The following is a 19,889-nucleotide window of genomic DNA, read 5'->3' as shown; positions in this document are numbered from 1 at the left end:
AGCCGGCCGAAGTTCGAACTCCGGTCAGGCGGCAGCAGTTTCGGCGACAATCAGATCCGCGATCTGTGCGGCCGCAAGCTTTCGAAAAGCTGACGAGATCAACGTCTCGCCCCAAGCAGTCGCGATCGCGTAGGTTCTTCTGAAAGATGCAACATAAAGCCTGCCTGCTGTGGCATCGCAGCCTGCCTGCTGTTCAGCCGCCGCGGATAGTCCGCTCGAATCCAACAAAAGCTTACGTCGCCGTCGTCCATGCTGGGACGGCGTCATGGCGTCAAAACGCCTTCTTCGAGAACGTGTCTTTATGTCCTATCTTGGTGGTAGCCGGACAGCCAATCTGTGGCATCTCCGAAGAACGCGCCGAGCGACCATTTCGCGGCTTCGCTATCGGTCAGTTGATGAGAGTGAGGCTCACGGCCTGCGGGATTGGCCCCGATGCCGGAAGATTTGTATTCGGCATAGTTGGCGGCCCTCAGTTTATTGGTTTGGCCCGGAGTCCATTCGCGCCAGCCTTCCGCCATGACCGGTGCATCCATCTTCGTCGACAGGAAAATCACTGTAGCGTAAGGGCGCCAAGGCCGGCCAAGCGCAACATAGCCCGCGGCGGGATCGGCAGTCAGCCTGCAATGGTCGAAAACATAGGCGCTGTCCTCGTCCGGCGTGCCCTTGCTCTGTGCGGTATACACGACCGCTTGATTGGCCAAGCCGTGTAACTCACCTGCCGGAAATAGGCCTTGGCATTCCCAAATATGAAATCGACATGCCCCTCGATGTAGCAGCTCCGGAAGTATTGCCGCGACATTCGGCCGTTCGGCCCCTTGCTGGCAAACAGGGTGTCCTGGGCACCGAGCAGGCGGACGCGGGTGATAACGTCCCTGTCTCCGGTAACCGACAGCGCCACCGCCTGCGAAGATGAATTGGCCGGATTCAGCGCGTAGTCGTTTTGGATCGTGAGATTATCGAGCCGGAAATCATCACCGGAGGCGTCCAGCGTCGCAGAATGAGCGGTTCCTCCGACATTGATCGCCCCGTCGCCATACACAATGACCGTATCGTCCGGCCTCTTGCCGGAGCCCCTAATATGAACGCCAGATTTAGAGACCTTGACCTTCTCGCGGTAAATGCCGGGCGCGATTTGGATATCCCCGCCTTGGGCCGGTAATGCGTCGATGGCTGCTTGAACGGAGTGATAGGCCGCCCTCTCGGCACGCGAGACCAAAAGTGGCTGAGCATGGGCCGTCGAGATGCAGACATATCCGGCCAGAACCGCAGCGAACAGCACAGAAACTCGCATTGGCGCGCTGCACGCTCCATGCAGTCGGTACAAAGTGCCGCGGCGATACGGCAGCTGAGTCTGGTCAATACGTTTCCTCACCGATCCGGAACTCGCGCGCGACTAACGGAAATGTCCGACCGCGCCAAACCCCGTCGGTCGTCCGCCATGAGGCGTCAGCGTCGTAGCCTTTTATTCCAGGAACTCAAAGCCGCATCAAAGGGAGATCTGACCGGCCTAAAGGTTCGGCATGCACTTACTCAATACGGTCGCGGAATGCTCTGGCACATCCCTCCCATCCGCGCGACAGCTGTCCTGTGGCTCGCCCGGGCAGAGGCGGCGACACGTCAGAATGATCGGCCGTCACATTGGCATGCTCGAGCTGCCAGGTAGCGGTGTCGGCAAACCGAACATCCTCGAGCACCACATCAAGGGCGTGCCTATCGTCGACTCCACGCATCAGCAGCGCACCATTTTCGCCATGCACATGGCGCAGAACAATCTGGCGATAGACCGGAATTCTCATGCCTTGGGCACGTGGATCGTATTTCGTGTCGAACGCGACCGGCCATCGGTTACCCCGCAGACATACGTTCTCATAAGTCACTCGCTCGACCAGGCCGCCGCGACTGACATCGCTCTTGATGCGCAGTCCAGATGTCGTTCCGTCCAGGGTCAGGTTGCGCACCAGGATGTCGCTGGCACCGGAATTCACTTCGCTGCCGATCGACATCCCGTGCCCCCAGCCGAAATAATTGTCAGTCACGGAGATGTGGCGGGCGGGGCCATTGTCGCCGGCCTTGATGGCCACGTTATCGTCACCGGTGCGGATGAAGCTGCGGGTGATGGTCACGTCCTGGCTGGCGCCGGGGTCGATGCCGTCGGTATTGCGGGCATCGGCCGGTGCATCGATCGTGAGGCCCCAGAACGTGGCACCTTCGACCCGGTTCATCGCGACATGAAAATTGGGCGCATTGCGCAAGGTGACGCCAGACACCGTGATGTCCTGCGCATGATCGATCTGGATCAAACGCGGGGCGTTTTGGTTGCCACCCTCGGCTTGCGCCCGGCGGGCCAGTTGCCACCAGGATTCAGCGTTGCCGACCATGGGTGCACCGCCCTGGCCATCGATGATGCCGTCGCCATAGATGCCGCCGCCGCGTGTCTTGGAGAAACTAATGAACGGCCGGCAACCGTCGCCCTTAGCCCCGATTCGCCCACACTGTCCGCGGCCCTTGTCGTAAGCAGCCGGTTCGGGGATCGCGAAAAGCGTTGCACCGCGTCCGATCCATAAGGTCACGCCCGATTTCATCTGGAGCGAGCCCGACCGGAACTCGCCACGCCCCAGATAAACCGCAGCACCGGCGGGGCAATTGTCGATGGCATCTTGCAGCCTGACCGTGTCGTTCTTGCCGGACGGCACCGGGCGGTCACAGACCGTGCGAGGTGCAACAGGCTCAGTGACGGTGCGGCGATCTTGCGCTTCTGCTTCGGAGCAGAGAACCATGAAGGCGACGGTGAACAATAGGACCCATTCACGAAAAAGCTTTGTCATCGACCTCGTCTCTTTGCCTCTTCGCGTGATTGTCTGACCTGGGTTGAGCGTCGGCCGATCGGCCAGCCGCTTGCTCTCACTGGCCCGCGCAAGATGACATTTATAAGACCGCAAAGGAGAGCGTGGGCCTCACTATTGTCAGCAAGACTGCACCTCTTGACGCACCGAGGCAGAGTCGAAGCACCATGTCAGGTGTCGCTTCGTGAGCGAGGGCCAATAATAAACCAAGGGAGGAGGCGCCGTGAGCTCTGGAAAACTCAGGTCCCTGAAAGGAACGCGAAGCAATCAGGCCGCTCAATGGCTATGCTCGTGATTGAATAACCGAGCCCCGGCACTGCATTTGTCCGAGATCGAACAGCGTTGTCGGCAACACTTCTAAAAGAGATAATTTCAGGCAATCCCCGTCGCTAGGACCCGGAACACGAGACTGTCTATTGCGCGCGGTGTGATCGACGTCAATGAAACTGGTTGCCAGGTCAAAAATTTATCGAATGCCTCCGAGCGAGCAGCTCAGAGAGAAGTTGCTTTCAGGTGCGACGAACCGAGCGGATGCCCACCGCTGAGCGCAGCTGATACGACACGTTGCCGTGCGGCGGTGGCCCCCCTAAGGTCTGTACGCTTTGTACGGATGATCTTTTGCACCGTTAGCCGCACTGGCCGAATTTTGGATAGCGCTTTGGCTGCGGTGTGATATTGCGACTACAATGATAGAACCAATGCAAGTTCGTGATTCTTGTGCGGAATAATGCTACGAGCGCTAAACCTTCCAATTGAGTCAATTCGTACCGTTGTAGCCATTTCTGAGACGGGCAGCTTGACCAAAGCCGCGAGCAAGCTCGGGCTTAGTCAGCCTGCGGTGACCGCTCAAGTAAAACGCTTGCAGGGATTGATTGGCGGGCAACTGTTTGTCAAAACGCCCAACGGCACAACCGTCACCAGCCTTGGCGAACTCGTCCTCCGACAGGCCCGCATAATACTCGAGGCCAACGATCAGATGTTAAGGCTCGCTGGTCATGGCAACGCTACCGTACATCGGGTTGGCCTCAGCAATTTCTTTGCTCAAGGACTTTTAGAACGAGCCGGCAGCGATGACTTTTCGGATCCCTTTATTTGCGCGGATCACTCCAGCACGATCCGCAAGGGCTTGATCGAGGGCTACATAGACGTAGCCTGCATTTTCGCTACGGACGTAGATTCCGATCTTTCAAAAATTGTCCTTGAACAACGGGCATTTCCGGCCACCTGGGTTCGCTCGCACGAATTCGTTCTCCGTCCGGGTACTCCTATTCCGATCGTAACGCTTCCTGACCACGATTGGATGATCGGTCCACTGGATAGGATGGGATCCGCTTACAGGATTGTTCTTCACACCACTGACCACTTGGTGAGATTGTCAGCCGTGCGACTTGGCTTGGGCTTGACTGCATTGCCTACGTTCTGCGTGCCGGACGATTTAGTTCAATCGCCAGAATACTACTTACCAGCATTGCCTGATCTCAGGGCTGTCATTTGTGCAAGGCCGGGGCTACGAAAGGAAGTTGCGGCCAAGCTTGTGCAGAGGGTGAAGCGAATATTCGACGACCAACAGTATCAACCCAGTATACTCGTTCGGTAACAACTTCGTCGATCGCTAGAGATCTCGGCCACGGATCGACCTCAGGTCGGAATCGACCATCGTTCCCAATACACACGGACAACTTGTCGGATTCCATTGACATAGTTTGCTTGACACGTCGCCGTCCGCAGCATGCTCTCATCGTGCTCTAGCTATCGGTTGGCAACCGGCGCAGCACATCATCAGCCTCCAAATCGGCAGGTTCGTCACGGAGCAAGCGTTGGAATTCCAATGAGGGAAACGGCTCCGGATCGAAAGCGAAATCCCCTCGATCGATAGAGGCGACCACTTGGCTGTCCAGCGGATCCGCCTCCAATTGCGCGGGTTCATCATCCAGCAGTTGCCGAAGCTCCCCTGGAGGGAACTGTTCGGGATCGTAGATGACCTCCTCTAAGTTCAGCTGGACAGGGGGCAATTGGCGGCTGACCTGATCCGCCCCTGACGTGATCGGTTCGTCCTCCAGCAGTCGTCGAAGCTCGCCAGGAGGAAACTGCTTCGGATCGAAAGTGAACTCCCATGGATCGATGAAGATGGGCCGGCTGGTGATTTGATCGTCGCGCCGATCCTGAAGCTCCTGATGCAATCTTTGAAGCTCCTCTCGGCTTGCGGACACCGGCGAGTGCGTTGATTCATCATTCAGCAGTCGCCTCAGCTTCGCCGGGCGGCCAGTGAAGTCCTCAGGATCGAAATTCAGCTCGTCCGGATCGCCGGCAATCGGCTGCGGAGACCGTTGATCTCCAATCAGTTGGCGAAGTTCCTGTTGCCGCCGCAAAAGCTCTGGATTGTCCGCCATGATAAGCGGTTCGTCTGCTTCATCATCCAACCACTGCCGAAGCTCCTCTGGTACGACATCTAATGTCGGCGGCGCACTAGCCTCACCCCCAGCCTGTTGAAGCCCGCTTGCCGCCAAAGACCCTTGCTCCGAAGCTCCTGAGGCATTCGCCTCCCGATACTCACGAAGCGACCCCCAGCGAAGCAGTCATTCTTTTCCAATTTTTAGGGAAAACTTCCTGAACGTAATCGAACAGCGCACCATCACTGGTCCCAGCAAGCGTCATGTCTCGGGTCCCAAGGCTGTTCGACAATTTTCGGAGAATCGAATCATGGTGCTGGACAGTGGTCGAAAGCCCAATGCTTGCTCTTGATGCCATCCGCTATGATGCTTTCAATGAGCGGCCTGTCAGCCTCGGTCGAAGCAGTAGGTATGCGCCCAGTAACAATGGCACCATCTGGGGCGTCCGGGGCACGTCTGCTAGTCTAGCAGATGAACCGCCACGATGTTTTTGAAGGGCCCGCAACGCAATACCCACATGCTTGTTCGTCTTGAAGACCGAACTGGAGAGGTGGTTCAAGGCAACATCATCACTCCCTTTGAGCGACTGGCCGCGCTCCCCGAGATAATTCGCCGCCTTGTAGAGCATCTGGGTATATTTCTCGGCCGTCTCCGATGAGAGGTTCCGGCGTTTGGCAGTGCCCTTGACGACAGCGTAAATGTAGTCGCGATCCTCGATAGACACGTTGGGAGGAGGTTTACGGCCGGGCCGCCGGTCGAGCATCGCCGTAACGGCCGATCCCGCCGCTTGCAATTGCCGTTCAAAGACCTCTTGTTCCGGCCGCAGACGTGCGGGTCCACGCTTGCCTCACGTCCACAGTCACTTAAGCTTTCGAGAACCTGACGGAGCCGTGGTTTGTGCCAAGTGGCATTCGTCGCCCGCTCTATCGTTGGTCGCCGCAAGCCGAGCAATGGCCGCGATCAGGAGCGCGGGCAACATGGCGACCAAATTGACAAGCCTGATGCCGGAGAGATCGTTGCGAGAGGTATGCTCTTTCAGGCCTTCCAGCGCCGCTGACACGTGACGCCCACGGCGTCCAGAGCCGATTTTCCCAGCCTGCAACCTTATGAGTCCGGCAGGAAGATAGATTTCAGTTCCGGCTCGATCAACCATTTGACCACTATCGCGATGCGATCGTTGATAGCGGGCACGTTTAAGCGAGACGGAAGCCCGCGCCCAACGGAACCTCTCAACCATAAAATATTCCATCGTGCTGATTCCATGACGTGTCATTATTTCAGCAATTGTTGAAAGAGCTCGTTTTAGGATGAAAATGTTCATATTTTCGAATTCGGCCGAAAGGATATTCGTTGAGGTCCAAGATCACATAAGACGCTAGGTCTCGGGGCGGTACTGATAGTTGGCGTTCGGCGATTAGTGGCGCCGAACGAGCATCGCTTATCACGCATACAGCAGCGATATGAGCCGCAGCAATTTCTCGTCGCGACGTTTCGACATTTAATGATCGCGCATAACGCAGACCGCCGGCACACGAATTTTAGTCGCGCGGGTCGTCCACTTGGAAACGGATCCCTTGCTCCGGCAGGAGGGCGATGGCGTCTTCATCGGCAGCCCCTCAGAGGATGTCGGCATCCGCTTGCACGTCCTTGGACCAGATCGGTTCGGAACTGCCAACAGAGACCGAGTTGAATGTCCTCTATCGCATAGTGGACACGCTGCTGGCTTTACGTGACGTTCGCGTCTCGACTCGTTGGTCAGGTGGCGGGCTTCCGGCCCAAGTTCTGCGCGACATGTTGCGCTTTCCAACGGAGCGCAGGAAAGGCTTCGATGCGTTTTTTTACATCGTCGTTTACAGGAAGCGTATCGACTTCGATGCTTCCGCGGTCGTAGAGCGCGTCGAGGAAGGCCAGCTCCCTGTCATTGTGCTTGAAGAGCGGCGCCAGTCTTTCTTGACATTCCGCTAGGATCCGGTCGCACCACTTATTGGGGCTGCCCTCCGCCTCGAACATGCCGTTCTTGACCACGGACAGCAGCTTGTTGTTCAGGTCGTTGAGATCGTATTTGTAGTCCTTTAGCGACACCGTGCGCCAATCCAGATCTCGGGATGCGGCGCCGATCGCAAGCGCTCCGACCTTAACTTGGGCCCAATCGATGTTATCGCTCTGCAGTAGCCTCCAGGCGTCGTAGAGATCGCGCGAAGCCCGCCGGGCCACCAGGGCAACGATCTTGCCGGCGGCGATTTCGTGGAGGTCGACTACGCCGACATTCCTCGCTTCGTAGTCGCCAAGCTTTGCGGAATTCATCCTCTCCCAGCCGAAGAACGGCGTCCGGAAGAGATAGTTCACGTCCACTTCCAGCGTGCCTGGCCGCCGATAGGCCGAGATGTACCTGAAGCGCCACTTGCCGCCGGCGTGTTGACCGGAAGGATCGCGGCCGATTTCGTAACCCTTGCTCTGCAGGAGCGCGGGAAGGCGCGTGTTGATGATCTTGGAATCCCGCAGCATGGCTTCTCTATCCGCGGCACCGACGTAGTTCAGATCGATGTCGACGGAAAGCCGGTCGAGTGCGAGATAGAACAAGTTGAGCGCGGTGCCGCCTTTGAGTGCGAGCAGCTTCCCGAGCTCGCGGTCATTCGCGATCTGGTGGAGCACGTCGATCAACCGGATGACGCGCTCGATCGAGGCCGGTTGGAACGAGACATCGGTGGCAATCTTTTCGAGGCGTTCGAGCGAGATCACGGCATCATCTCCGGTGACATCCCTTCGAAGGACGGGTTGAGGAAATCCGAAGGCAGGACGACGTTCCAGGCTTCAATCGCATGGCCTTTGGCGTCGCTTCCCAGCGCGGGCCGCGGTGCCGGCGGGGCGGCACGCTTCAGTTCGTCTAGTACCTGCTTGTCGACGAAGAGATCGTCTTTCCGGCTCTCAAGCCAGGCACCGCACACGCCGACGAGCGTCTGGTTGTCGCGACCGAGCGCGAACTTCGCGAATTTGCCAACGTCGAACGCCTTGACGCTGTGGAGCGCGTTTGCGAGTTCCTCGACGCCGCCGGTCAGGTCCGGGCGATCAATGCAGTCGACGAGTGTTCGCTCGACGCCGGTCGCGATAACGTCGAGACCGCGGCGATCCATCGTGATCGTGCCAGACATTTCCTCGGAGCGACGGCGCAGCGAGGCGGGTTGCGCGACGAACCTGACGGGACCAACGAGCGTTTTTATCTCGCCCGGGCGACCTCCGCTGAGGAGTTGGGTCTGAGACCTTTCCGAATAGGCGAGCCCGTGCAGTTCGAGTGCGGTGTGGTACGCGACGACACCATCGGCGCGTATGCGCGATGCGACCAAAATCCGGTCGGGATGGAAGTTCGCTGGATTCAGGTGCGGCGGGACGAAAGCATACACACCTGGCGCGACGTGGCGTATTCGTCCTGAGGCGGCGTGGTACTTAAGCAATGAGTCGGACGACGAGAGTGGCTGGCCGGGAGATACGGTTTCGCGGAACTCGGTCCGGGTGAAGACCGGATGTGAAGATAGAAACCTTTCAACCTTCCCTTTCGGTCCAACCATCGGTGCGCTCCTTAGGGTATATTATACCCCAGATATTACAACGCGCAAGGAAAAGTGCATTTCAATGCATGATTTAAGGTATATAATACCCTAAACTCTACAACAATAAGCGCGGCGGAGTTCGAACCGGAGGTGCTGTCCGTACTTAAGTCCCGGTGTCCTAGATTGAATTTGAGAGTGTCCTAGTTCGGATTAGGCGACGGAAACTGTAGCTTGGCCGTTGTTCTCGGTAGGACTACTAAGCCGCCCGATCGATGTTCTGCCCATGTCCGGCCTTTGATCCAGATTACAGGATTTAATCTTGGAGAACGAACCAGGGGAAACGGAACGTGATACGCTATCGCTATCACCGACCGAGGCTCTGCCCGTAGGCGTCGGTGGCTGAGAGACTGAGAGCGCTCCCCCCTGCATAGGTGATGGAGCGCGGCCATGCCCGACCACCTTCAATCAGCGCATCGCGAAATGCAGGTTCAACATTTGGAGCAAGCGGAACGGCACGTTGCGCAAGGCGAGAGACACATTGCCGAGCAAGAGGAACGTATAGAGCGGCTCGCCGGTCATGGTCACGACCTGAAGGAAGCTAAGAAACTGCTCGATAACTTTTACTCGTGCCAGGTACTGCACGTTTAGCACCGGGACCGCATCCTCAGAGAACTGGGAGAGTAAAGGCCGCCTCAGTTGGCGGCCAATTAGCGCGCGATAAATTTCCTAGCGTGGCACAAACTGCACTTTGGTTTGCCGAATATCCGGAGTTAGACTTCAACCCCACGCAGGGGTTGTGTCATGACCAAATGACCTACTTTGTAGGGCGACCATTGTGGTGCTGGGACTGTGCCCAATTGCTATCGCTGCGTTTGCAATATTCATGTGAGATCGAGACGCCTCAGTTGGCGGCCTCTTTCAATATGGGGGCGGTTTTTCTGTGAGGGTCACCAACGGCTTCTCAAAGAAACTAGATCACCATGCCGCAGCCGTGAGACTGTACGTGGCTCACTATAATCTCTGCCGTACATGAGGCGTTGCGCACTACGCCAGCAGTCGCGCTTGGTATTGCTGAGCGCGTGTGGACTATCGGGGATTTGCTGGATGCGGTGTTGCCGCTGGAGCCGAACCGGCCTGTCCTAGTAACGCGCAACTTCACTGTGATTGAGGGAGGTCGCGATTAAGCGACCTCACTCGTCATGAGTGGCGGCGTGATTGAACGCCCCTAGCGGCAACCACGCGAATGAACCGCGCCACATGGTACGGTGAGTAGTTGCCGCGACAACCTCCGGACCTTGCATAGGCCTATGCCACTTTTCCCGAATGGTTCCGCAAGGTCCCCGGTCCTAATTCAGCTCCGTGGACCGCCTTCTAATTATCGTCAGCCGAGCCACGACGGCCGCTTCGGTACGGCCGATCTTCTGCGCGATCTCGCGCTGCGTTAGCGCGGTCTCCCGGATCAACTGCAACAGCTTTTGCTCTTCCTCAGCGGACCATGATCCTGCCGGCATGGAACTCTCCAAAATTATTCCGTGATGAAATGTCAGTAGGAATTGCAGATTCCGTGAACCGCGTCTGCCCGGTGTTTTCCGGGTTGTCCTAATTTGTTCTTCCGAGTGTCCTAACTAGTCGACCGTTAAGAAGCCGGATTGAGCTGAGCTGGACAGTTGAGCGTGCGCCAGAGCGAGACCAACAACAGGCGCAAAAGTTCTCTGAACCAGGCGAGGATGCGACGGAGGTTGTGTCCGACGGCGGAGAGAACGACGTTGGCGGCATCGCCGGCGCGGCCCTTGAGGTAGCACCGGCCGAGGTGTCCTTCGGCTTTGAGGTGTCCGATGATGGGCTCAATGGCGGAGCGGCGGCGCAGCTCACGCTTGATGGCGCCGAAAACACCGCGCTTCTGGCCGGAGATGAAGACGCGGCGGGGATTTTGCGCGTCGTGGCCGCGGTAGCCCTTGTCGACGTAGGCCCGCTCGATCGCACAGCCGGTGAGTGTCTCGGTGCGGTCCATAACATCCCGCAACGTGTGACCGTCGTAAGGGTTGTCGGGCAGCGACCTGGCATGCAGCACGAACAGGCCACCGGGGGCGCGGCGATTGTTGGTGACGATGGAGGCCTTTACGCCGAACTCATAAGGTGCGGCGGCCTTGCCCTTGCCGATGCACTCCACCTCCGGGGCATGGAAAGAATAAAGCTTGAAACCGCGCTGGCGCTGCTGCTGCGAGCGGATCTGCGAGGCCCGGCCAAGCGGGAGGGCGAACGCCTCCTCCAGCGTCGCCTCGCCCTCGATCTTGCGGCGGATGTCGCGGATGATCCGCCCCAGCCGGCTGCGCAGGATACGCAGCTGCCGCTGATGCCGGTTGAACTGTTTGGCATGAGCGTAACGGCCCGCCATCATCGCCGCGCTTTTGGCCACGCGACAATAGGATTGCCGCAGCTTGACCCCGTGCTTCCTCGCCAGGCGGTTCAGCCCCCGGATCGCTGCATGCAGCAGTTTGGCGTCGGTCGGGAAGCTGATGGCCTTTGGTTGCACTGTGGTGTCGACCGTGACCCGCTTGAGGTCCTGGCTGCGTAACGCACCGGTCTCGTGCGCCACCCGAAGGCTCTCGGCCAACAACTGCTCCAGCTTGTCGCCGAGCCGCTTGCGCCAATGGCTCAGGTCCGAGCGCTCGTGCGGGAAAACGTGCCGGAAAAACTCTTCGCCGGTGAAGAACTGGAAGTACGGATCGTGCACCCAGCGCTCGCACACCCCCTCATCGGACAGCCCGTAAATGTGCTTGAGCAACAGCAGCCCGATCATGAAGCGGGTCTCGATCCCCGGCCTGCCGTTCTCGCTGTAGAGCGGGGCGATCTCGCCGTCGATCCAGTCCCAGTCGATCTTGCCGGCAAGCAGAACGAGCTCGTGCTTCATGTTGATGATCTGGTCCAGCCGTGCCCGGAACAGATCGTTCGATCCCGTCGTCTTGTGCTTCTTCGGCCGCATCATCCCTCCGGTGCACCACAGAAGCACGGTTCACAGCGGAGAGGAATCCACAAAACGAATTTGCAAGGTTTGCGGCCATCAAGCCTCAAATTCCTGCAATCTCAAACGCCGTCAAATCCCAAAAACAGACTCCCGCTCAATCGCTTACAGGCTTGTTCACAGGCGACTAACTAGTGGCTCTGCACAGTGATTATGACTCTTTGGAAGTCGCGGGATAGGCGCGGCCCATTTTGGTGCGGGCCTTGTCTGTTATGAACATCCATTTGATGCGAGAGCGGGCGGCATTTCGCTTCCGTTCCCAAGCGGCGATTTCGCGGCGCAACCGCTTGGGGGCGTCGATTCTGCGATTGAGGCACTGGCCCCGCAGGACGCCGATCTCGATCTCGACCATGTTGAGCCAGCTTGCGTGCTTGGGCGTGTAGTGGAACTCGAGCCGCCGCAAAATCCGCCTGGCTTCGGCGGGCGGGAAGGCCTGATACAGGGCGCCGGCGGAGTGGGTCGATAAATTATCCTGGACGACCCGGATGATCTCGGCGTCGGGATAATGGATGTCGACGAGGTCGCGCATGCAGGAGGCATAGTCTTCAGCCGCGCGCCGCTCAGTGACTTTGACCTTGCGCCAGGGACGATGCACGTCGAGGAATACGAAGAGATTGACCGTGCCGTTGCGACGGTACTCGTAATCGTAACGTTCGAGCTGGCCGGGCTCGGCCGGAATCGGTTGACGCGCCTCGCCGATGAGCTGCACCGGGCTTTCGTCGAAGCACACCACCGGCCGCTTGGGATCTGGCGCCTCGGCGTAGAGGTCGAGCACGTCCTCCATACGGGCGACGTATTCGCCGTCGATCTGCGGAATGCACCACATGTCCCTGCGCCAGGGCTTGAGGCCATTTTCGGCCAGGCGCCGCCGAACCGTCTCATGCGACAGGCTCTTGTGTTCGGTGAGCTTGACCATCGCACCTGCCAGCAGCTCAAGCGTCCAGCGGGCCCGGCCTTCTGGCGGACTGGCGCAGGCCGTCGCCACCAACAAGGCTTCTTCCTTGACCGTGAGTTTGCGCTCCGCTCCGGGCCGCGGCTCATCGCTCAGCGCCCGCTCCAGATTGCCTTCCACGAAGCGGCGCTTGGTCCGGTACACGGTCGAGCCGCCCACGCCGACGCTCCGCGCGATCTCCTCATCGCTGCCGCCGGTGTCGGCAGCCAGCAAAATCTGCGCGCGCTTGAGCTTACGGGACGCATGCTTGCCGCCGCTGAGCAGCGCCTTGAGTTCCGTGCGCTCGATTTGGCTGAGGTCGACCCGATAGCGTACATTCATGGCATGCCTCCGTGTTCGAGGCACGCACCAACAACTGAATCGGATGGCCGGCGTGAGTCCTTCGGCAAAACCCTTCACGCCCACACAGGGGCAGTACCTGGCCTTCATCCACCTCTACACGCGCCTGCACCGCAGACCCCCGGCCGAAACCGACATGCGGGAATACTTCCGCGTTAGCCCGCCCTCGGTTCACCAGATGGTGCTGACGCTGGAACGGGAGGGCCTCATCAGACGGCAGCCAAGGACCCCTCGCAGTATCGAGGTCCTCGTTGATCCAAAACACCTGCCGGAGCTACTCTGACCGCCAGACGCAACCCGTCAAAATCACTGTGCAGAGCCACTAGGATAGCACCGAACCAGATGTGCTATCAGCCGAAGGCGAACCTGGCCGGCGCTGTTCGCCGATCAGCATGAGGTCCGGATGGTCATCTTTGCGCCGGCTCCAGGGCGGTCTCGGCTCATGCTGCCTCCATCCGTCGCATCGGGACTGCGGCGTTGCGCCGGATCGGAGCGACAGCAGCGCGCAGCCACCTCCCGCGCGTTTCAGGCAGGTGCACGCTGGCCTCCCCCCGCAGCGTCGCTGCGGTAGCGTCTGGTCGAAGTCTGGTAGTACTGCGCACGGATGGCCGCCGTGGCCTCGATCAACGGTCCCCACGGCGCGGGAAAGCGTTCTTCCGCCATCACCCGGTGCAGCATGCGCGTATGGCCGGCCAGTTCGTCGTTGAGGAACTCCATCACAGGCATAGCCGGAAAACGCTGCAGCAGCAGGATCGCCGCGTTGTCGGCCTCGCCGGCCGACCTGTCCTTGTCGCGTCCGTGCAGATCGTTCTGCAAGCGCCCTATCACGGAGATGAGCCGCAGGACTTGGCGAAACGCCGGACGCGCGCGCAAGGTGGCCATGTCCAGCCCCCAAAGCAACGACAGGCAGCAGAACACGTTCGCGTAAGCGATCGAATCGATGCCGTTGTGCAGGTACTCGGCGTAGGACCAGCGTTCCGCCCCTGCCGCCTGCGCGTGTCCGGCGCGCAGCGCCGCGCAGTAGCGCCGGGTATCGACGAGAAGTTGAGCATAGTCGCGAGGATCGTAGGCGAGCGCGGCCAGCGAAGCGCGCAGCACGGCGCAGCCCTCGAATCCGGGGAGCGCGCACGGCACGCCCTGCCCCAGCGCCTGCTCTACCGCGGCGAGCTGCTCCGGCGCGATCAGGCCAAGGTCGTTGCAATCGTCGAGCCAGAACAGCAGCGCCAGTTCGCGATAGAACGCCACGATCAGCGTTTCGTCCTGCGGATCGCGGCCGGTGCGGGCGCTGGTGTCGCGCAGGTTCGCCTGGATGCGCTGCAAAATGTACTGGCCACCCCTGACCGCTTCCACGGCATGCTCGTCGGCGAAGGCGGTCAGGGAACGCCCCCACTCCAGCACCTGCTGCAGCGCGCGGGCTGTCTTCATCATTGCGCCGCTCCTGCTTCCTCGGTCAGGACGCGCTGCCCCCAACGAAGCGCCAGCAACAAGCCGGCGAGTTCGGCAACGCGCACGACGCGGGTGGGGCAATACAGTTCCTTGCCGATCCAAAGCGGCGTCTGCGGCAATGCACGCGCCGCATAGCGGGCGAGCATCCACTCCAGCGCACGCGCCACCGTCTGCGCGATGCGCCGGCGCCCTGTCGGCTCTTCGCTCCCGTCCATTACGGACAACGCGAACAACGCGTAGGCAGTTTCCTCGAATGTGGACGCGCGACCGGCGCCCCAGCCGCCATCGTCGCGCTGCGTCTGCAGCAGCGCCGCCAACGCGCGCTCGTCACGCCAAGGCTTGCCTTGCGCCAGCGCAGCGGCCGCATGCGCGGTGGGATACAGCCACGAAACGTGCCATTTTTCGTTGTCCCATAGACCGTGCCGGTTGCGATTGGCTTCGACGTAGGCGCTGGTGCCGAGGGCGGGCTTTCCCGACAGTCGCAACGCGTGCAGGGCATGGATGTTGGTCGACACCGAGGCATTGCGCTCGCCGGGGAAGGTGACGAACAGCTCGCCGGTTTCGAAATGGCGCAACGCATCGACGGCTGGGTCGCGGCCTGCAAGGCGCAGGACGCACAAGGCAACGGCGGTGTCGTCCGCATCGGCCGCGAAGTGCAGGGCCGGCCCCAGACCGCGCGCGTCCAGGCGGGCGTCGAGCTGCGCGACGATGACGCGCACAGCCTCGGCGAGCGCGGGATGCGCGAACAGCCCAGCCAGATGCAGCGTGTACAGCGACCAGCATGGCTCGAAAACATTGATCGGCCAGACGTTGGGAACGACACCTTCGATGCCGCTGCGCGTCGCCCGCGATGCCGCCTGCAGATACGCGTCGGCGCGCCCGACCTGCGGCGTGCTCCCCTGTATCACGGCGTGCGCACGCCACGCGGCGGTCGCTGTCGGACTGATGCCGATGCTGCCGTCCTGATCCGGGCATGCGGTGGTCGGCGACCTCCCCCAGGCTTCCCAGGAGTGCAGCAACGGATGGCCGCTCGGCAGCCTCGCCATTGCCCCAAGCTTGACCAGGCGCGCTTGCCGCAACGGCAACAGAGCGGGGTGGCGCGGAAACGCCACGCCGCCCGGCAAGGATGCGGCCTCGTCGCATAACTGCGGCAGGATCAGCTCCGCGCCGATCGGCGCATCTTCCGGCACCGCATGCGCGTAGGGATCGGGCTGGCGCTGGAGGAATCGGATCGCGGCCTGGACTGCGTCGGCAGCGCCGGGAAGATGATCGGCCCGCTGCAATGCCAGCAACGCCGCCCAGGTGGGCGCATGGCGGAACAGCGGGAAGTCCGCGCTTCCCCATCCGCCATCGCCCTGTTGCTGCGCGATGAGCCACGCGTATGCGTGCTGCCGACAGGCGACGTTGCCGTGGAACTGCAGAGCTCGCGCCGTGTCGTAGACGGACGGGCCGACGCTGCCGCCATCGGTCATCTCGCACAGCAGGTGGCGCAATTCGGAAAGGATCTGTTCGGACAGCGCGTTCACGCAGGATATTCCTTCTGCAGACGGTCGACGAAAGCCAGGATCCGGCAGATGCGGCCCGTAGCCAAAGGGCCGCCTAGGCTTGCACAGCGCCTCCGTGGACGCCCGTGCTTGGCGAAGAATAGCGATCTCGGACTCAGACACGGTGCAGCATGCACCGCTGCCGCCGGCCGATCGCAGCGGCAAAGGTGCCGCTCCATGCGAGCGGGCGCTTATGCGCATGGCGCGTGCTTGAACAGATACGCATCGGCCCGCTGCAGCATTTGCGCTAGCCGTTCCGAACGCGGCCCCAGCGCGGCGATGGCCTCCCCGGCATCGCGCAACAGGTCCGGTACGAACTGGCGCGCTGCCTTTAGCCCCATGATCGACGCACAGGTCGGCTTCTGCGCCGCTGCATCCTTGCCAGGAGTCTTGCCCAGCGTCGCGATATCCGCTGTCGCGTCGAGAATGTCATCGATCACCTGCAAGGCCAGCCCGAAACAGGCGCTGTAGCGATCGAGCGCATGGTACAGCGCAGCGTGGGCGGCATCCTCTGCTATGGCGCATAGCGCGCCCATGCGAACGGAGGCGCGCACCAGCGCTCCGCTCTTCATCCGGTGCATCGCCAGGACCCTGTCCAGCGCGACGTGCTTTCCAACGAGCGACAGGTCCATGGCCTGCCCGCCTGCGGCCCCCTCGGCGGACACGGCCTGCGCCAGTTCGCGCACGAGCGCGATGCGCTTGTCGGGCGGCGCATCCAGACTCGCCAGGGTCAGGAAGGCGTGCGCCTGCAGCGCATCACCGACCAGGATAGCAGTGGCTTCGCCGTACTTGATGTGCACGGTCGGAAGGCCGCGGCGAAGCACGTCATCGTCCATCGCGGGCAGGTCGTCGTGCACCAGGGTACAGGCGTGCATCATCTCGATGGCGGCACCGATGTCGTCCAGCGCGTGCGCCGGCGCGTCGGCCAGTTCGCCGGCAGCCAGACAGAGCAAGGCGCGGATGCGCTTGCCGCCTTGCAAGGTGGCGTAGCGCATCGCCGCCATCAGTTCGGTCTCACCGTCGTCTTCGGCGCAGAGAAGACCGGCCAGCGCCTGTTCGACCCGCTTTGCGCCGTCCTGCATCCAGATCTCCGGCAGCAGTCTGCCGGATGCACCGGGCGCCTGCGGGTCCAACGCGCCGAGGGCGGAAACGCCAGCTCGGCGATCCTGTAGCGTGGAATCGGTCTGCTTGTTGTTCATGTCCGCGTACCTGACAGGAGATAGCCACGCCGAGCCGCGGCGGTATTGCCGGCGTCGCACGGAAGCGCGCTGCTGCAGTAATGCGCGCGTCGCTGGCGCTGCTGCCGGGTCCTGCAACGCCAGCTCATGAGAATGCGATGCGGCTAGTCATGGACGGATGTGCGGTCGGGTAGTAGCGCCGGCCTTTTTCGACGGCGCTCAGCAACCGCGGCCGCACTCCGGCCTTGTGCATGGTCAGCGCCAAGGCAATGGAGAACTGCACCAGTTCCAGCCATGCCAAATGGTAGCCCATGCAGACGTGTGGGCCGGTACCGAACTGCAGCATGTCCGTCGGCCGGATCGGCTCGGAGCGTTGCAGCCACCTCGCCAAGCGGAACTGATCGGGCGCCTCGTGCAGCCGCGCCGAGGTCGAGAAATGCAGCAGCGGAATGCACAGATCGGTGCCCGCGGGAATGCGCCGTTGGCCGAGTCGCAATTCACGCAGTGCGCGGCGCACCAGGAGCGGCGCCGGCGGATGCAGGCGCAGCGTCTCGCGGAACAGCGCCTCGGCGACCGGACACTGCGCTAGGTCGGCGTGCCGGGTCGGTACCGCGCCCACACGTTGCGCCTCCTCGACCAGGGCGTCCCACACGAGAGGCTGCCGCGCCAGCTCGATCACCATCCATGCCATCGTCGAGGCGGTGGTGTCGTGACCACCAAGCAGCAGCAAGCGGATATTGGCAACCAGGACGTCATCGGAGAGCACATCGTCGCTGCGATCAAAGGCGCTCACCATGTCGTTGATCAACCCGGTGCGCGCGGCGTGTTCGCGCGCGGCGCGGACGAACTCGCGCAACCGCGCGTCGATCCAGTCGCGGGCGGCGCGGCCGCGCCGCAAGGGCAGCCCGGGCAGGTCGAGCGGGGGCGCTATGATCAACTGTAGCAGTTGCTGGTACTTGCGATGCCATCCTGGCAGCTCCTGCGTGGGGATACCCATAAGGCTGAAGATGAGCTTGAGCATCAGGTCGCCGGTTTCGCGTAGGATGGCTACCTCGCCGCGGTCGCGCCACGCCTGCACTCGCGCCTCGATGATGGGCGCTAACAGGTCGCCGATGCTGGCCTCGGTCAGTCCCGTTGGCAGGAACGCCGCCTGGATCGCATCGCGTGCCTGCCGGTGCGCGCCGCCGTCCTGTGCGACCAACGTTCCGCGGAACAGTTCGGGCGCGATTTCTTCAATCAGCGCCGAGGTCACGTCCTTGTGCCGGAGCAGTCCGAACGCATCCGGATCCAACCAGGTCATCATCTGTCCGACAGGGCCGAAATCCAACCAGAAGTGGCTGCCCAGAGTCCGTTCCGCGTGCCGCAGCAGGCGCGGCAGGTTGCAGACGATCGCGGGAAGATGCCCGATCATGGGGAAAGCGCCGGACACGACCGGGATGTCGTGCCGCAGCCGATGCCGACGGTTCAGCGGGTTGAGCAGCATGTCCATCAGCAGCGCCGGGACGCGTCCGCTTCGGCTGTCTTGCCGGAAGGCCGCGCGGCGCGGCTGTTGCCCCCATCGGCGTACGTCGGCACATGCGCCAGCATGCCGCCGTCGATGCACACGACCTGGCCAGTAATGAACGCAGCATCGTCGGAGAGCAGGAACGCCACCAGCGCGGCCACGTCGTCGGGGCGGCCGACGCGCGGCAGGAGCTGGTGCTGGCGCAGATGCCATTGCGTGCACTCGTCCAGCTTGGCGAGGAGACGATCGGTCATGATGAGACCCGGAGCAACCGCGTTGCAGCGGATCTGCGCATGACCGTACTGGGTAGCAAGCGAGGCCGACAGCATGTTCATCGCCGCTTTCGACGCGGCGTAGGCTGTCAGTGCGGTGTCACCGCTAAGCCCCTGGCACGACGACATGTTGATAATCGCGCCACCGCCACGGGCGATCATCCGCGGGACGGCCTGCCGGCAGCAGAGCAGCGTGCCGCGAAGATTGGTCGCCATGGTCTGATCCCAAACCGCCAGGTCCAAGTCGAGGATCGCGCGGTCGCGCGGCGTCAGATCCATGGCGCTCGCGTTGTTCACCAGCAGGTCGACCCCACCGAAGTGCCGCTCCGCCGTCGCGAACAGCGCTGCCACCGCCTGCGCATCGGCGATGTCCATGGCGAAGGCCAGCGCGTGGCCCGCTTCGGCCGCGATCTTTGCGGTGCAGGCGATGGCCGCCGAGCCATCAATGTCGGCTACCACCACGCTGCCGCCCTCGCGCGCGATAGCGATGGCGCACGCCTTGCCGATACCGGCGCCGGCGCCGGTCACTACGGCCACCTTGCCTTCAAACCGTCCCATCGTGTCTCCCTGGATTGCGTTGGTCTTTCGCGGCATGCCGCTCGGCCTCCGCCTGTGAAGGCGCAGGGTCGGCGTTGGCGCTCTCGTCGTCACCAGCGTCGCGTTCGATGAGCCGAATGGCGGCGACCGGGCACTGGCTGGCCGCGAGCCGCACGGCGGCGTGCAGCGCCTGCGGGACGGTCGTCACGCACACTTCGGCCACGCCGTCCGGTTCGCGCTGGCGAAAGGTCCCCGGCAGCGTCAGTGCGCACTGCCCGGTGGTTCCGCATAGATCCTGGTCGACCACGACGCGCATC

The 19,889-nt window shown here is 61.6% G+C and carries 17 protein-coding genes and 1 pseudogene; 2 read left to right on the top strand and 16 right to left on the bottom strand.

All coding sequences use genetic code 11. The features are described from left to right. Positions 1 to 24 precede the first annotated feature (24 nt). From ACVMDN_RS05085 to ACVMDN_RS05075, 3 genes and pseudogenes are all read right to left on the bottom strand, one after another. Positions 25 to 267 carry a hypothetical protein gene (locus ACVMDN_RS05085; RefSeq protein WP_253587770.1) on the bottom strand — a complete coding sequence of 81 codons (243 nt, stop codon included), beginning with the start codon at positions 265 to 267 and terminating at the stop codon, positions 25 to 27. Positions 268 to 299: 32 nt separating this feature from the next. Beyond that, a pseudogene (locus ACVMDN_RS05080) lies at positions 300 to 1,291 on the bottom strand (pectinesterase family protein). 235 nt (positions 1,292 to 1,526) lie between these two features. Then, the gene (locus ACVMDN_RS05075; protein WP_069280032.1) at positions 1,527 to 2,825 is read right to left on the bottom strand and encodes a glycoside hydrolase family 28 protein; all 1,299 of its coding nucleotides are present in this window, start codon (positions 2,823 to 2,825) and stop codon (positions 1,527 to 1,529) included. Positions 2,826 to 3,570: 745 nt separating this feature from the next. Between ACVMDN_RS05075 and ACVMDN_RS05070 the strand changes: the two genes are divergently transcribed. Next, entirely contained in the window at positions 3,571 to 4,440 is an 870-nt protein-coding gene (locus ACVMDN_RS05070; protein ID WP_301322241.1) for a LysR family transcriptional regulator, read from the top strand. A gap of 148 nt (positions 4,441 to 4,588) precedes the next feature. On the opposite strand, the gene ACVMDN_RS05065 is transcribed toward ACVMDN_RS05070, so the two are convergent. From ACVMDN_RS05065 to ACVMDN_RS05035, 7 genes are all read right to left on the bottom strand, one after another. Further along, the gene (locus ACVMDN_RS05065; RefSeq protein WP_069280033.1) at positions 4,589 to 5,263 is read right to left on the bottom strand and encodes a hypothetical protein; all 675 of its coding nucleotides are present in this window, start codon (positions 5,261 to 5,263) and stop codon (positions 4,589 to 4,591) included. Between the two features lie 829 nt (positions 5,264 to 6,092). Further along, entirely contained in the window at positions 6,093 to 6,554 is a 462-nt protein-coding gene (locus ACVMDN_RS05060; protein ID WP_253587775.1) for a hypothetical protein, read from the bottom strand. Positions 6,555 to 6,988: 434 nt separating this feature from the next. Beyond that, the gene (locus ACVMDN_RS05055; protein WP_069280035.1) at positions 6,989 to 7,972 is read right to left on the bottom strand and encodes a nucleotidyl transferase AbiEii/AbiGii toxin family protein; all 984 of its coding nucleotides are present in this window, start codon (positions 7,970 to 7,972) and stop codon (positions 6,989 to 6,991) included. After that, positions 7,969 to 8,796: a type IV toxin-antitoxin system AbiEi family antitoxin domain-containing protein gene (locus ACVMDN_RS05050; protein WP_069280036.1), complete on the bottom strand. Its 828-nt coding sequence runs from the start codon at positions 8,794 to 8,796 to the stop codon at positions 7,969 to 7,971. Before ACVMDN_RS05050 ends, ACVMDN_RS05055 begins: the two co-directional genes overlap by 4 nt. Positions 8,797 to 9,243: 447 nt before the next feature. Next, positions 9,244 to 9,420, bottom strand: coding sequence for a hypothetical protein (locus ACVMDN_RS05045; protein WP_253587777.1), 177 nt, complete (start codon positions 9,418 to 9,420; stop codon positions 9,244 to 9,246). A gap of 994 nt (positions 9,421 to 10,414) precedes the next feature. Further along, positions 10,415 to 11,761: an IS5 family transposase gene (locus ACVMDN_RS05040; RefSeq protein WP_069280586.1), complete on the bottom strand. Its 1,347-nt coding sequence runs from the start codon at positions 11,759 to 11,761 to the stop codon at positions 10,415 to 10,417. Between the two features lie 190 nt (positions 11,762 to 11,951). Next, positions 11,952 to 13,073, bottom strand: coding sequence for an IS630 family transposase (locus ACVMDN_RS05035; RefSeq protein ID WP_253587778.1), 1,122 nt, complete (start codon positions 13,071 to 13,073; stop codon positions 11,952 to 11,954). On the opposite strand from ACVMDN_RS05035, the gene ACVMDN_RS05030 reads away from it, so the two are divergent. Next, positions 13,072 to 13,374 (top strand): LexA family protein, encoded by a 303-nt coding sequence (locus ACVMDN_RS05030; RefSeq protein WP_309144994.1) that lies wholly within the window; start codon positions 13,072 to 13,074, stop codon positions 13,372 to 13,374. The genes ACVMDN_RS05035 and ACVMDN_RS05030 overlap by 2 nt on opposite strands. A 242-nt stretch (positions 13,375 to 13,616) precedes the next feature. On the opposite strand, the gene ACVMDN_RS05025 is transcribed toward ACVMDN_RS05030, so the two are convergent. The 6 genes from ACVMDN_RS05025 to ACVMDN_RS05000 form a co-directional block, all read right to left on the bottom strand. Continuing rightward, on the bottom strand, positions 13,617 to 14,519 hold the full coding sequence (locus ACVMDN_RS05025; protein ID WP_069279847.1) for a terpene synthase family protein: 903 nt from the start codon (positions 14,517 to 14,519) through the stop codon (positions 13,617 to 13,619). Next, on the bottom strand, positions 14,516 to 16,063 hold the full coding sequence (locus ACVMDN_RS05020) for a hypothetical protein (protein WP_253587782.1): 1,548 nt from the start codon (positions 16,061 to 16,063) through the stop codon (positions 14,516 to 14,518). The genes ACVMDN_RS05025 and ACVMDN_RS05020 overlap by 4 nt, the downstream gene beginning before the upstream one ends. A gap of 209 nt (positions 16,064 to 16,272) precedes the next feature. Beyond that, a complete protein-coding gene (locus ACVMDN_RS05015; RefSeq protein ID WP_069279845.1) occupies positions 16,273 to 17,280 on the bottom strand; it encodes a polyprenyl synthetase family protein in 1,008 nt (335 codons plus the stop codon). 124 nt (positions 17,281 to 17,404) lie between these two features. After that, entirely contained in the window at positions 17,405 to 18,748 is a 1,344-nt protein-coding gene (locus ACVMDN_RS05010; RefSeq protein ID WP_069279844.1) for a cytochrome P450, read from the bottom strand. After that, entirely contained in the window at positions 18,748 to 19,593 is an 846-nt protein-coding gene (locus ACVMDN_RS05005; RefSeq protein WP_069279843.1) for an SDR family oxidoreductase, read from the bottom strand. The genes ACVMDN_RS05010 and ACVMDN_RS05005 overlap by 1 nt, the downstream gene beginning before the upstream one ends. Then, on the bottom strand, positions 19,580 to 19,888 hold the full coding sequence (locus ACVMDN_RS05000; protein WP_069279849.1) for a ferredoxin: 309 nt from the start codon (positions 19,886 to 19,888) through the stop codon (positions 19,580 to 19,582). The genes ACVMDN_RS05005 and ACVMDN_RS05000 overlap by 14 nt, the downstream gene beginning before the upstream one ends. Position 19,889 lies beyond the last annotated feature (1 nt).

It is taken from the genome of Bradyrhizobium sp. USDA 4510 (assembly GCF_054059095.1).
The sequence above is the reverse complement of the archived record's forward strand: the minus strand, read 5'-3'. Positions and strand labels throughout refer to the sequence as shown.